The following is a 13,888-nucleotide window of genomic DNA, read 5'->3' on the forward strand; positions in this document are numbered from 1 at the left end:
AGAAGATCTACTCCATCTCCTTCTATCAGTTTCCCTTCTTCCTTTTTCCAAAAACGAGCCGCTATTTTAAAAGGTTCTATACCGCTCAGATCAGCATGAATGACGACTAATTTTGTTTCTATAGGTTATTTAACCATAAAAAACTGCCCCCTATTGTTAGTTTATGTCTAACAACGGAGAGCAGATTATACTTAACTCACTTTCTATCCCACTACGTTCTGATAAAACCCCTATACAAAAATCACCATAATTCTCTTTCAAATCAATACATTTATTATATGATAAACCTTACGTTTTGCAGCACACTGCTAGTTTTGTTTCATATGCATTTTCAAAAATAAAGTCTATCCCTTGAAACATAAGGGTTTTAACCTCTTTCTTTCAAAAATCGATATGCTGCAAAATGAGCATTCGTATAGGCACACTCTTATTTTCTAATATAATACAAAACTACATTTAAGAAAAGAATTCTTTAATCATAAAAAAGGGCTAAATCGCCCTCTTTTCATACACATTATGATTGTTGATAAGCCGATTTCGTTGCTTTCACATAATAAACAGCATGTTCAGCATTTAAAATATGTTCTGGCTTTGGTTTTCCGCGATTTGCGCGATGACCAGCTAAATGTTCTTCGCTTGTCTCCCAGTTTTTCCATGCTTCTTCAGATTCCCAACGAATCATAATAACAACTTCTTCGTCTCCTCTTCTTACCTTTTTCACAAGAACGTTTAAATCAATAAAACCTTCAAATTTTTCAATTATGCCTTCTCCAGAAAAACGCTGCACAACAAGATCTGAAGTACCTTCTTTTACTGTAAGTGTTTTTGTTTCAATAAACATATATCCCACTCCCTTAATGTCCAAATCATTTTTATATTCTTTTATTATAAATGATTTTGATAATTATTTTCAATTAAAACATTTAATTTGATTTTTGCTGAGTGGATTCATTAAGAAATGTAAAGGATGGAAGCAGGATTCCTTAAATACATGAATTTAATAATTACAAACAAAAAGTAGCTCTTTTTTGTTTGCAATACGTATTTCCCTAATCAGTGTTGCCGCCCCCCTAAAGGACGCTAATGTTAAATGAATCAAAAACACATACTTCCTTTTTCGTATGATATGGGAACTAATCACATATCATTTATAACTGTATCCAAGAAAAGAAAGGGGATTTCTAGATGAGAAAGGCGATTTTAATATTTATTGTTGCTATTTTTATCATTGGAGTCATTCATATTGCTGTAACTCCAATAAATTATAAGTCATATACAATCGAAGCTCTTTGGTTCGCAAGTGCCGGTTGTACACTCATCTTCCTTGCTTTTTTAAACTATGTTCTTATTAGCATCAAACAACGACAGACAAGATTTTTTGTCATTTGTCATACAGCAAATATTTTATGTACTATTTTGGTTGCTTTCATTCTTACGATTGCATTCGCTCCTCACATAATCCTCTTGTTTGTTTTATTAGTTTCTAAAACTTTACTTGTCATAGGATTGCAATTCTCTTCAAGATTTTAAGAATGTCCATAAATTACGGCATGCTTAAGGTAGGAAGCGATAAGAATATAAATAAAGATTCTATTTTTAGTGCGTGTTTAATTAGTAAATTTCTAACAGGAATTCTTGATTTAGATGAGGATATAAACCAAAAGTTGTGTCGTGGAAGGTGCCTGGAAATGATTTAACTAAAAATAAAAGAGTTACATTACGAAATTTGCTTAGCCATCAATCTGTGGTTATTGATCCTGAAAATATATTTTTATGGATTAGTAAATGTAACTTGATATAAAGAATTAACTTTTTTTACTGCAGCAGAACAAACATAACCTGTTTCTCCTTCCCAACCAGGAAAACTATAATATACTTTTCCATCTGAACTTTTTATAATTTCATCACTAATATCTTTCATCGGATAAATATCGCCAGTAAATGCTTGGACGGGATGGAAGTTCAAAAAAATCGTGGTACGAATAGCAAGTATAGGAGTACTATATAAAAATCTATAAAACAAAATAAATAATATAATTGTAAATACTCCTATTATAAAAATAATTTTATATCTTTTTCTCATCTTCAAACTCCTTTAATTTCATAATCAGTCATATTTTTTCTTAATTATATTAAATTTTAAAATAAAATATTTTTTTATGATATAAGCAAATTTTTTAAACAAGAAAAAAAACCAAAAAGTAGTTTATAAAATCACACGGTACTCTTGTTTTTGGGTGAGAGAGCTAGTTGAGGGTTTGGGGGCTAGCTCCTGGGAACTTAACGTAACTGAATATGAGTATCTTTACCCATCCCCCTCAAAAAAGGAGAATAGCAAGAACATTCGTAACAAAATCCTTATAAATAAAGGATTTTAATTGACACATTTCAAATAAGTATAAGTTGTATTTTTGACATAGTATATAAATTGAGCTAATTCCCCCCATTTCGGGGATTTGGACAAAAACACCCTACATAGAAATAAAAAAGCCACTTAAAAAGTGACATTTTCACTCTCTATTTCGTTGATAATTTGATAAGTTAGATGTAGGCCAAATTTCTTTAGCGAGAGTAATTCAGTCCTTTGCACCAAATTTTGGGTGGTAACTATCAACAAAGCTTGTGTACCTACTTTTTGAACTCCACAGTAGAAGGCCTCACAAATCTCAGTATTTTCCCCTAAAGTTAAATACATAATTCAGTCCTTTTTATTATTAGTACTTTGAGATTTTACATACTCTATACCTTTAATCATTGAGGACAACTTTCTTATTTAGATTAGTCGTTTTTACTGTTGCGATATATACACCGATTAATACTAATATCATACCGATTACTTGTTTCCATGTCATACTAGAACCATATAATAAGACAGAAATTAAGGTTGTTACAATCGGAGTAAGGTTTAAATAAATACTCGCTTTACTTGCCCCTATTTGTTCCACACCTTTATTGAATATAATATACCCAACAAGAGTACCACATACGACCATATAAACCATTTCTAACCAACTTTGAGCTGACATATCTGGTACACGATCCCAACCACCTTCAAATAACGATGTAATCATTAGGAAAGCAGACCCTATTACAGTCATAATCGTTGTAGCGAATAACGGCGATACGTCTTTCATTACAGATTTACCAACTAATCCATATATTACCCCGCACGTTAAAGCTGCTATAAATAATAAATCACCTACATTAAATGCTAATGAAAGGAACATAGCTAATGATCCTTTTGTAATAACAATCATAACACCAACTAGAGATAAAACTAAACTGATTCCAACCTTGCTGTTCCATTTCTCATTAAAAAAAATGATAGCTCCTAGCGTGACAAATATCGGCATTATTGCAATAATTAAGGCTCCATTAATAGCTGATGTATAATGTACTCCTAAGAAGAAAAGTGCATTATATCCGAATATTCCAGTCAACGAAACGAGTAATAACCCTTTCCATCTTTTCTTTAAAGAACCAATCTCCCATTCAGATTTTATCGCTAAATAAATCATAAGTATAACTCCAGCTATACCAAATCGAAGAGTAGCTGCGATAAGGGGCGGAATTTCTGTTACTACATGCTCTGCCGTTGAAAATGAACCACCCCAAAACAAAGGAACTAATAGCATTAAAAAGTATATTTTGTTTGGATTATTGTGCTTTTTCATCCTTGTGCCTCCCATTCATTACATTAATAAAAATATGTTTATAGGTTCGAACTTATAAACGCGTTTGTTAAAAAAATTAATATCCTGCTTCAATTGCAGATACTAATTCTTTTATATGTTTCAAAAAATTACCTGTCGTCAAAGAATAATAAATTTCTTTCCCATTTTTATTTGGCATAACCAGTTCTGCCTGTTTTAAAATTTTCAAATGGTGCGACACAGCAGGTCTTGAGATGCTCATTTGTTCAGTTATTTGATTCACATTTAAGCTGTCATTTTTAAGTAAAATCATAATAATTTGTTGCCGATTCACATCGCCTAACGCTTGAAAAATTGGAGTCGTCAACCTAAATTGTTCTAATATATTTTCTCTGTTTTTGCATTCGTAATTTTCCATCATCCGCTTCCTTTTTATTAATATATTTGAATTAGATACCATCAGTATGAGAGAAATGGTAATAAGATTCCTGTTGATGGGATCATAACTATACTTACATGTTAAATCTAATTATTAAAGTTATTTCATTCAACATGTTTAAACTTTTAAACCTATTGGTGTGTATGAACTACTTTTATTAAGTCCTTAACAGCGCGTTTACTTCTTTTAGATTTAAATAGGATTCTACTTCAAACTCTTAGATCCTTAGCTATTATATCCCGTACTTCTTCATAACTAAACTCAATCTCCATTTATCATATATAACTTTCCATTTCCCCCTCTTATTTCGTTTAATATTAAATTCTAGAAATATTAAAATTCCCCTTCTATTTTCCGAAAATTTAAAAACAAAAAAGACACACCTAAAATATAACTGTGCGTCTTATCTTCTATCGCTATTCTTCCATAATAAAATGAGCTCTTTGCTTTGGAAGTTCTGTTTCTAAATAGTGATCTTCAGCTTTCCAATACCTATTTTTAAACTTAGAAATATTTTTCTGTACAGATTCATGTTCTCGGGCAAATCGCTTCTCGCGTGGGCAATCTACATATATGATGTAATCAAAGTATTCTCTCCACTCTTTACGCTGGAGAAAAACCCCTTCGATGATTATAGTACATGGGATCGGAATCTTAATATCACGCATTTTACAGAAATCTGTTTTAACATCATAGAATGGTAATCGAAACTGTTCTTTCCGCTTTAATTGCTGAAAAAAATGATATCGTAACCATTCTATATCCCACTGTAAATAGTAATATTCGTACCATTCTTCAAATTTAGTATGATAGCGATTGCTCCGTTCTACAATATGATCATCTATATGAAACATATAAAATGATGCATCCTTTTGTTTTAACTTTTGTTCAAGCTGCTTCACCAAAGTTGTTTTCCCTGAACGACTTAATCCATCTATTCCTAAAACAAAATGTTTACCTATATTCTTATCAATCACTTTTAATATTTGATTGAAAGACATGATCTTTTCTCCCAATCTTCTGCTAATAAGGAATAGATGATTGTATCATACTCTACATTATTTTGAATCATATATTTCCGAAGCAATCCTTCTTGTTGAAATCCAACTTTTTTCAATAATTTATGAGAAGCCTCGTTTTCTTTATACACAACAGCTCCAATTCTAATAAGTTTCATCGTTTGAAAAGCATATGTAACAATTGCCTGTACAGCTTCAGTTGCATATCCTTTTCCCCAATAGGCATCATCGAGTTCGTAACCAATTTCAGCTCGCTTATGATTCGGATTAATAAAGTGAAATCCACATGTACCAATTAGTCGATTTGTCCCTTTCAGTTCAATTCCCCAGCGCAATTGGCTTCCTTCTTTATATTTTTTGCTAAACATCTGAATCATTCTTTTTACCTGTTCCATATTTCGAATAGCGTCCATACCAAAATAGCGCATGACAGATTCTTTTTGGAAATAATGAAACATACTCTCTGCATCTAATAACGTTAATTCTCGTAGTATAAAACGCTCCGTCTCTAAAGTTGGAAATCCCATTCTGTCTCTCCTTTTTCTCCTGAATTATATTCAACATATGTGCTATGTTCACCGTTTAGTAGTAAACTTTCTTCATAACTTTCAACGTATAACTACCTTCTCTAACATTCGACAAATTATTTTTAAAAACCTTGTTTTCAAAAAATGATCGCATAAAAAAATAAGACCGATTTCTCGGTCTCAAACATATTGGCATAAACAGGAGATTGGACATAACCAGTTCGTGTTTTTATTATATTTTATATTTTCAGATTTTTAAACCTTTTATTACACGATCGATATTGAGAAAATTTTTTACCCCTTCTTATGTAGTGCGACCTTTTGAATAAATATTTCCATTTCGCACATGCTAAAGATGGAGGTGTGCACAAATGGAACCAATGTTATGTCCAAATTGTAAAACAAACCGTACTCGCTTTAATATTCTTGAACAACAAGTCAAACCGGTAAAACTCAACCCACAAACAGGACAAATAGAAGAAGAATATACAAACGAAACATTAAATGCGTTTCATATGTCTTACCAAGGTCCTACATACCGTGTACAATGCGCTGTATGTGGATTAGTTGAAAATCCAGAACAATTTATAAAACCTGCGCAAAATCGTTCTTTTTAATGTTTGGATATTTTTCTAATCCTATGAGAACCTAGCACGTTCTTATATAAGGTGAAACTTTAATTAGTAGGGTTTTCTTCCTCCCCCTACTAATTAACCCCCCACACCAATTGGGTTGTTAAAAAATAGCGTGATACATTTACAAATACTTAAACATTTCATTCTATTATCGTTCCTTAAACAGATAAGAAAGTTGCTTAACAAATAAGCAACTTTCTTATCTTTATATTTTATGTATTATATCGTCAAACAATATTATATAATGTTGTTGCTTACAATGTAGTACAACTACGTTCCCTATCGCTTAATAACGCAAAAAATATGCTAGTATCCATTTCAAACAAAGCCCCTTCAATCAAGTTCCACTAACTTAACCGAAGGGGTTCGAAAACATACTTTCCTTATTTTACTCGTTGTCCGTCATACACGTTAACAGTTAACGGAGCTGTTAAAAATTGGTCTGCGTTACTTACGAAAGAAGTAAAGTGTTCACTTGCATTATGAGTTGCAACTGCTTGTTGATCTTTCCATACTTCTACCATTGTATATACACTTTCTTTTTCTGTATCTTTATATAAATCATATGATACATTTCCGCTTTCCGCTCGTGAACGATGAATTAATGGCTGAATCTCCTTTAAAAACACTTCTTGTTTTGCTGGGTCTACTTGAAATATTGCGTGAATAATAATCATGATGTTTCTCCTCTCATATTCCATTTCCATAAAAATTCTAGAAATATTTTCCTATAACTTTATAAGGTTACTTCTACTCAGTAATTTTGTCAACTAGAAGCCATACAGGTCGATAACCACTTTCAACCACTTTTCCAATTAAGATTCACATAACGCTCTTTCTCTAATCCGAAAGCCTCCACAAGTTCCTCTGCTAGCATCAATCCACGCTCTACTACTGTACGATAAATCTCTTCTTCGTTAGCAAAGTTTTACGTCTTCTCAAGTTGAATATAAAAAAGACTATTCCTTATAGAAATAGCCTTTACATTCAGAATAAACTCCCTTATTAGTAGACAAACTACTGTTCATTTTAAAAAGTCTTATATGTATGTTATGAACTACTGCTTGCGGAAGCCGCTGCAGTAGAAGCCGAAATTGCTGCGATGGCAGCTGCTTGCTGCGCCTGTATAAGAATTTCAATCATTGTTTGTAAACCTGTGTTAGCCGCTTGATGTTCCATACCTTTTTGACTCACGAACAGTTGAATTGCAATCAAAATATTTGTATCCGTCTGCCAACGGAATAGCTTATCCCCCTGCAATTTCTCAATAAATGCTCGAACAGAAGAAACTTCTTTTTCTCCATCTTCAAGCAATGCTAGTAGCCCGATAGCTGGATAATGCATTTGTTTCACTTTTACTTTTTCTTGCTTAAATAAATTCCATATGTTTGTACATCGCTCCGCTAAAATATCTTCACGAACATCCTTCTGTAGCGAAAGAATATGACTTAAAAATTGAAGTTCATTTCCTTTGCGCAAACCAGATGCCGCTAGCTTCTGATAGAGGCGCTCCACCCGGTCCATAAGCTGCCCAAGTTTTTCTTGTTGTCCCGACAACAAAACAGCGAGCGGGTAATCACTTGTACTTGTAAGGAAGAAGTGGTCCTCTTTCATACGTTTATATATCTTCATAGAACGCTGAATACGTGCTTCATACTGCTCACGATCGTCTGGCAAAAGCGTAGCTGCGGCTAAATAAGTAAAGATACTGCGACTAAAACCACTAGCGATAAACCGTTCATATAAGTCTAAAAACTGTTGAAATGCTGTTTTATAATGCATAAAGTGAATATCTAACGTTGCCGCAACTACAAAGCGATGATAAGATTTCAAATAGGAAAACATACCTACTTGAGATTTAATATAATTACTAATTTGTAAAAAACGTTCTAAATTAAAAGGCTTATCGCTACTTGTATACATAGCAGCAATCATCATCCCTGTTTGAGAACCACTCGTTTTCCACTTTAGTTCTCTCTTCAACTGTTCATATATACGCGTATATTGCTCTAATTTTTGTTGTAGTGTAATCATAGCTGCCCTCCATTTTTTGTTTTTTCTTCTCTATCATAATACAGTTCCATATTTAGGAATATCTTTTTTTCATATAACTGTCCTATTGATTCTTAACAATATGTTCTATATGAAGTGGCAACTGCGTCATTTTATCTTTTAAAAACTCTGGTTTTACGTTATATTCACGTATTTGTTCTAAAGGTACCCATTGAAATTTATATTTTCGCCCTTCTTCTTCAAGAAGAAAAGAATCTGCTCCTTTTACCGGTAACGTAAGTAAATTGACTTCATAATACAGACTTATTTCATGGAACTGCCTTGAATCATACGTAAAGAAATTTTCTATAACCCATAAAGGTCGTTTCACTGCAATATCGACTCCTAACTCTTCTTTTAACTCTCTTTTTATTGCTGTTTCACTCGTCTCTAGCAATTGTACACGACCGCCTGGCACATACCAGAAATCTTCTCCCTCATTTTGAAGTATTAAAATTTTATTATTATGTTTACATATTGCACCAACTCTATAATTAAAACATGATTGATTGACTTGAAATGTAAGATCCATGATGATATACCCCCCTTTTTATTATGTTAGATTGACAAACTAGCATGCAATTTATATAACAATTTTCCTAGTTAAAAAGTTACTGGAGGATAACGAAGTTGTTTTTCGCTATTTATACTCTCTTTACAAATGAAACTCTGTTCTCTCCATTGCCATCATAATTTGTATGTACAGATACTCCATCCACGACTTCATCACCTACTTCCATTTCAAATCCAATTTCTTGATGGAATTGAATAGACCCTTTATTTACAGAAGATGTTACAGCCTTTACGATATGACGATGATTCACGCGTACGGCATCAAAAAAATAAGAATAAAGTGTAGAAGCAATCCCCTTTCTTCTATACTTTGGATTTACGCCAATAAAATGAACATATGCTTCATTTTTGTATGTCTGCGATAAGAATCCACATAAAAATCCTACTATCTCTCCATCCTCTTCGATAACAAAACTCGTTTCTTGAAAATGAGTGAAGAATAGTTTTGGTAACATATCCGTCATATTCCGTCCACCCCACCATTCGTTAAGGACAGAATGGATAGCTATATAATCTTCACTTTGTATATTCCTAACCTTCATTTTTTTCCTCCTCATTCGTAGAAACTCAATATTCTCATAAAAGGCAACACCTTATAGTATTTGCTGCTTACTGTATCACTTCCTTCAAACTTTGACACAAAAATTTTTTTCATATAAAATATTCACAATAATCAAAAAATAAAATAAAAAGAGGTGAATTCATGCAACAACAAAGTTCCACTCAAAAAAGAGCATTAATAGCTAGTTTAATTGGCAGTTCTATCGAATGGTTTGATTTCTTCTTATACGGAACAGCTGCCGCGCTTGTATTTAACAAGTTGTTTTTTGTAAACGAGGACCCTCTTATCGCACTTATGCTTTCCTATCTTTCTTTCGGTATCCCGTTTTTCATTCGCCCTCTTGGAGGTATTATTTTCAGTCATATCGGTGACAAAATCGGTCGAAAAAAGACGCTTGTTTTAACCTTATCGCTTATGGGAGGAGCGACAGTATGTATTGGCTTACTTCCTTCTTATGAGACGATCGGTATATTGGCTCCCATTCTTTTAATCTTACTGCGAATTATTCAAGGACTAGGAATTGGCGGTGAATGGGGTGGCGCTTTACTACTAGCGGTCGAATATGCACCAAAAGATAAAAAGGGATTTTTCGGCAGTATTCCGCAAACAGGTGTTACAATTGGAATGTTACTTGGAACTGCAGCAATCTCCTTTATGACAATGATTTCTGGTGATAACTTTGTGACGTGGGGATGGAGAGTTCCATTTATTCTGAGTGCCATACTCGTATTCATAGGATTATGGATTCGAAATGGATTAGATGAAACACCTGATTTCAAAAAAGCGAAGGAAAGCGGAAATATTGCCAAACTACCAATTGTCGATACGCTGCGCTATCATTGGAAATCTGTCCTAATCGCTACAGGCGCAAAGGTAGCGGAAACAGGTCCTTTCTATATTTTCTCAACATTCATTGTTTCCTACGGTACACTGCAACTCAAATTACCGAACACAACTGTTTTAAATGCTGTTACGATTGCTATGCTCATTACGACGATTATGATTCCGCTAATGGGAAAACTTTCAGATGCAATTGGGAGAAAGAAAATGTACATATGGGGTACAGTTGCCATTCTTTTATATGCCTTCCCCTATTTCTTCCTATTAAATCAAGGAACCTCTTTTTCTATCATGATCGCAACTGTTATTGGTTTAGGCATTTTATGGGCACCTGTCACAGCTGTATTAGGTACATTATTCTCTGAAATTTTTTCTACTCACGTTCGCTATACTGGTGTTACATTAGGTTATCAACTAGGCGCGGCACTTGCTGGCGGAACGGCACCGATGATTGCTGCTTATTTAATGAATATGTATAACAATTCTTGGGTTCCAGTAGCGTTATACATTGTATTTACTTGCTGTATTTCTTTAATTGCAATCGCTACCGTTTCAACGAAGCAAATTGCAGAAAACAGACAAAATCAAGATATACAAGCCTAGTAAATTGGGGGATTTCTATCTCCCCCTTTTCTATTAAAAAGGAGGATAATTGAAATGATTCATATTACAGAAGAAATGGTAAAAGACATTTATAAAATGAAAGATTGCTTACAAGATGTAGAAAGGGCTTTCCAATATTACATGAACGATGAAATTGTAACACCGGTACGGCTAAATATCCAGCACTCTCAAGAAGGAGCAAACTCCCTTTATATGCCTTCTTATGTAGCTCCCATCGAATTTACTTCTACGAAAATCGTTAGTGTCTTTCCTCAAAATACGCAAAAAGGGAAAAAAGCATTACAAAGCTTAATCGTTTTAACAGAAACAAATACTGGTGATCATGTCGCAACAATTGAAGCTTCCTATTTAACAACACTTCGCACAGGAGCAATGAGCGGTATCGCGACAAAACATTTCGCTCGTCAAGATACGAATGTCTGCGTTGTCATTGGATGCGGCGCTCAAGCGCTTGGACAAATACAAGCCGTTATGGAAGTTCGCCCGGTAACTCGCATTCTCCTCGTCAATCGGACAATGCAAAAAGCATTTGAATTTAAAAATATCTTACTCTCCTTATATCCGAATTGGAGCGGATCAATTGAAATTATGGAATCAGCTAATGATGCGGTTGCAATAGCTGATATTGTGATTTGTAGTACTACTTCAACTACCCCTGTATTGAATGGAAACTATCTCAAACCTGGTACTCATATAAATGGAATTGGTTCTTATCAGCCTCATATGCAAGAACTTGATGTCACTACATTACAGCGCAGCGATAAAATTATTGTAGATACAATAGAAGGTGTACAACATGAAGCTGGAGATTTCTTGATTGCAAGCAAACAAAATGAATGGGATTTTTCAAACATATATAGTGAACTTGGAGATATTATTATAGGAAAGAAACAAGGACGAACAAATCCGAATGAGATTACTTTATTCAAATCAGTTGGGGTTGCCTTTTTAGATACAGTAGTGGCGGCTTCAATTTATGAAAAGTATAGAGAAATTGTGAATATCTAAATTGAGTTATACTGAGCCTTAATTTGAATAAACATCTGTCACAAGTATGATAAAGTGACTCGTCACATTAATATAATTTGTATAATTATCCGTCACAAGTACGATATTTCAACGTTTATAATGAATAAACCAATGTATAAGAGCGTATGTGACTACGCTCTTTTTTCACAGTCACCAAAAGTCACTTCTGTACTATCATTTCCGTTCCCTCCCCCCCTTTAGTATTTACCGACAATACTCTCGATAACCACGTTAACTTTCTTCCTCCTTATCTAACTCGCAAACATAATTTCTCCTCCACTTTTTCAGTATATGGTCTCGTTATTTTTTCTTAAACTTCTGCAACATATATTAATAGAAAATATGACCACGTACGTGACCAAAGAAGTAGCTGTTATTAAAACTATAAATTGCTATTTGGCGTGATTATTTCCATTGTAAAAGGGCAGGGAGTCCCTACCCTTTTATGCTTCCTTTGATATAAAGGACATATTAACGATTAAGGTATTAATTAATTTATTCCTTTTTAACTATCTCACTTTTCATAAAAATATTCTTTTAAAATCTCTTGTGTTTGAATATATCTAATATCTATTTTTCTTGCGTAATTGCTAAGTTCTTCACTGAAAGTAATTACACCATCATATTGTTTTTCAAAGTCGTCTCTTTCCTGTTCATTAAAATAGCAATATACAATTTTCGGATTTTGAATTTCAGCAAAATAAAAGGATGACATTATATTTCTGAGCACATGTTGATCATTCTCTATATTCATACCGAATATAACAATCGTATTAATATTATTTTCACGAATAATTCTGTCACTTTTCTGACCAAACAATTCAATATTTTTGCCTGTATGAGTTTTCTTGCTCGCTAAGTTCCATATTACTGGGAAAACAGATTTAAATAAAAAATAATCACCAATTAACACATCAGAAAAACTAACATATCCATTTGTATAATGTAATCCAAAGCTTTGATAGTATACATATTCTTTTTTATTTTTAACAAATTCTCCGTGAAAATGCTCTACTTCTCTTTCAGTTATTTTCTCCATTAAGTGATCATAGTTCAATGATGTTAAAATATTGAAATTCCTTAAAAACCCTTTTAGTTTTTTTAAATCTATTTGATTTATCTTATTTAACATACTTATATCTACAGCTTTCCCTTTGGCAAATATAACAATAGAAAACAGCATTCGTAAATAAGTAGAAAATCCATTAAATAATACATCTTCTTCTCTATAATCCCCTGATGTTATAGATGCAGAATATTTATTCCCTGCTTTAATAACTTCAATAAAGGAATTATCTTCTGGGAGTTTATAATATGAGTAATTAATTCTTTGGATTGCAAAATAAAAATAGATTAAAATAGTCCAGTTCTCAATATTAACATACGATAAACCTTTATCTTTACCAACTTCACATATTTGTTCTAAGATGGTTTTCTGACTTACTGAAAAAATTAATTTTGTAATTAATCCATTTTCATCTAGATCACTGATTAATCTATCATTATCCTTAATAGACTTTGCAAAAGTATAAGCATCATCAAATATTTTATAAAATTATTCTTTACTTATATACTTTAGGTATCTTAATACGTTTTTATAATTGTCCTTAAACTTTTTACTAAAAGCTCTATCCCCTGCATTCACCTTATATTCAGAATTCACTAGTAACTCTTTGTGCCCATCATATAAACGATCGTATATATTTTCAAAATCACTGTCGAAATTCATGCTAAAGCCATTTCCACATAAGAACATACTTTTATTTCTATCTATTAATTCGTTAAAATAATTTAATGAAATTTCTTCATTCATTTATTTATGCCTCCCTAGCGTTATTCCTATTATATACACTATTTAAAAGCTTGAGCAAATTGAGAATGACACTTTTGAAAAAAAATAAAAATCACCTCGTTTGAAGTGATTTTTATTATGAT

At 32.8% G+C, this 13,888-nt stretch carries 16 protein-coding genes; 4 read left to right on the plus strand and 12 right to left on the minus strand.

What is annotated here, in order from left to right; all coding sequences use genetic code 11:
* Positions 1 to 514: 514 nt before the first annotated feature.
* Positions 515 to 841 carry an antibiotic biosynthesis monooxygenase family protein gene (locus MR058_RS06600; RefSeq protein ID WP_242143211.1) on the minus strand — a complete coding sequence of 109 codons (327 nt, stop codon included), beginning with the start codon at positions 839 to 841 and terminating at the stop codon, positions 515 to 517.
* Positions 842 to 1,185: 344 nt separating this feature from the next.
* On the opposite strand from MR058_RS06600, the gene MR058_RS06605 reads away from it, so the two are divergent.
* On the plus strand, positions 1,186 to 1,530 hold the full coding sequence (locus MR058_RS06605) for a hypothetical protein (protein WP_242143212.1): 345 nt from the start codon (positions 1,186 to 1,188) through the stop codon (positions 1,528 to 1,530).
* A gap of 241 nt (positions 1,531 to 1,771) precedes the next feature.
* On the opposite strand, the gene MR058_RS06615 is transcribed toward MR058_RS06605, so the two are convergent.
* The 5 genes from MR058_RS06615 to MR058_RS06635 all read right to left on the minus strand — a co-directional run bounded on the left by MR058_RS06615 (position 1,772) and on the right by MR058_RS06635 (position 5,638).
* Positions 1,772 to 2,083 (minus strand): hypothetical protein, encoded by a 312-nt coding sequence (locus MR058_RS06615; protein ID WP_242143213.1) that lies wholly within the window; start codon positions 2,081 to 2,083, stop codon positions 1,772 to 1,774.
* Between the two features lie 664 nt (positions 2,084 to 2,747).
* Complete coding sequence (locus MR058_RS06620; protein ID WP_242143214.1) at positions 2,748 to 3,674, minus strand: DMT family transporter; 927 nt, start codon at positions 3,672 to 3,674, stop codon at positions 2,748 to 2,750.
* A 76-nt stretch (positions 3,675 to 3,750) separates the two neighbouring features.
* The gene (locus tag MR058_RS06625; protein WP_242143215.1) at positions 3,751 to 4,071 is read right to left on the minus strand and encodes an ArsR/SmtB family transcription factor; all 321 of its coding nucleotides are present in this window, start codon (positions 4,069 to 4,071) and stop codon (positions 3,751 to 3,753) included.
* A gap of 437 nt (positions 4,072 to 4,508) precedes the next feature.
* The gene (locus MR058_RS06630) at positions 4,509 to 5,093 is read right to left on the minus strand and encodes a kinase (RefSeq protein ID WP_242143216.1); all 585 of its coding nucleotides are present in this window, start codon (positions 5,091 to 5,093) and stop codon (positions 4,509 to 4,511) included.
* Positions 5,072 to 5,638, minus strand: a complete 567-nt coding sequence (locus tag MR058_RS06635; RefSeq protein WP_242143217.1) for a GNAT family N-acetyltransferase — start codon at positions 5,636 to 5,638, stop codon at positions 5,072 to 5,074. The genes MR058_RS06630 and MR058_RS06635 overlap by 22 nt, the downstream gene beginning before the upstream one ends.
* Positions 5,639 to 6,009: 371 nt before the next feature.
* On the opposite strand from MR058_RS06635, the gene MR058_RS06640 reads away from it, so the two are divergent.
* Positions 6,010 to 6,255, plus strand: coding sequence for a DNA alkylation repair protein (locus MR058_RS06640; RefSeq protein WP_242143218.1), 246 nt, complete (start codon positions 6,010 to 6,012; stop codon positions 6,253 to 6,255).
* Between the two features lie 401 nt (positions 6,256 to 6,656).
* Here MR058_RS06640 and MR058_RS06645 read toward each other — a convergent pair whose 3' ends face one another.
* The 4 genes from MR058_RS06645 to MR058_RS06660 all read right to left on the minus strand — a co-directional run bounded on the left by MR058_RS06645 (position 6,657) and on the right by MR058_RS06660 (position 9,440).
* Positions 6,657 to 6,950: a putative quinol monooxygenase gene (locus MR058_RS06645; RefSeq protein ID WP_242143219.1), complete on the minus strand. Its 294-nt coding sequence runs from the start codon at positions 6,948 to 6,950 to the stop codon at positions 6,657 to 6,659.
* Positions 6,951 to 7,323: 373 nt separating this feature from the next.
* Entirely contained in the window at positions 7,324 to 8,307 is a 984-nt protein-coding gene (locus tag MR058_RS06650) for a DUF4003 domain-containing protein (RefSeq protein ID WP_242143220.1), read from the minus strand.
* A gap of 82 nt (positions 8,308 to 8,389) precedes the next feature.
* Positions 8,390 to 8,857 (minus strand): NUDIX hydrolase, encoded by a 468-nt coding sequence (locus MR058_RS06655; protein ID WP_242143221.1) that lies wholly within the window; start codon positions 8,855 to 8,857, stop codon positions 8,390 to 8,392.
* 112 nt (positions 8,858 to 8,969) lie between these two features.
* On the minus strand, positions 8,970 to 9,440 hold the full coding sequence (locus MR058_RS06660; RefSeq protein ID WP_242143222.1) for a GNAT family N-acetyltransferase: 471 nt from the start codon (positions 9,438 to 9,440) through the stop codon (positions 8,970 to 8,972).
* Positions 9,441 to 9,601: 161 nt separating this feature from the next.
* Between MR058_RS06660 and MR058_RS06665 the strand changes: the two genes are divergently transcribed.
* Both MR058_RS06665 and MR058_RS06670 read left to right on the plus strand, forming a co-directional pair.
* Entirely contained in the window at positions 9,602 to 10,903 is a 1,302-nt protein-coding gene (locus MR058_RS06665) for an MFS transporter (RefSeq protein WP_242143223.1), read from the plus strand.
* 54 nt (positions 10,904 to 10,957) lie between these two features.
* On the plus strand, positions 10,958 to 11,932 hold the full coding sequence (locus MR058_RS06670; RefSeq protein ID WP_242143224.1) for an ornithine cyclodeaminase family protein: 975 nt from the start codon (positions 10,958 to 10,960) through the stop codon (positions 11,930 to 11,932).
* 535 nt (positions 11,933 to 12,467) lie between these two features.
* On the opposite strand, the gene MR058_RS06675 is transcribed toward MR058_RS06670, so the two are convergent.
* Both MR058_RS06675 and MR058_RS06680 read right to left on the minus strand, forming a co-directional pair.
* Positions 12,468 to 13,136 carry a hypothetical protein gene (locus MR058_RS06675; RefSeq protein ID WP_242143225.1) on the minus strand — a complete coding sequence of 223 codons (669 nt, stop codon included), beginning with the start codon at positions 13,134 to 13,136 and terminating at the stop codon, positions 12,468 to 12,470.
* A 372-nt stretch (positions 13,137 to 13,508) separates the two neighbouring features.
* The gene (locus tag MR058_RS06680) at positions 13,509 to 13,766 is read right to left on the minus strand and encodes a hypothetical protein (RefSeq protein ID WP_242143226.1); all 258 of its coding nucleotides are present in this window, start codon (positions 13,764 to 13,766) and stop codon (positions 13,509 to 13,511) included.
* Between the last annotated feature and the right edge of the window lie 122 nt (positions 13,767 to 13,888).

Source organism: Bacillus cereus group sp. BfR-BA-01430 (assembly GCF_022663115.1).
GTDB lineage: Bacteria > Bacillota > Bacilli > Bacillales > Bacillaceae_G > Bacillus_A > Bacillus_A cereus_BD.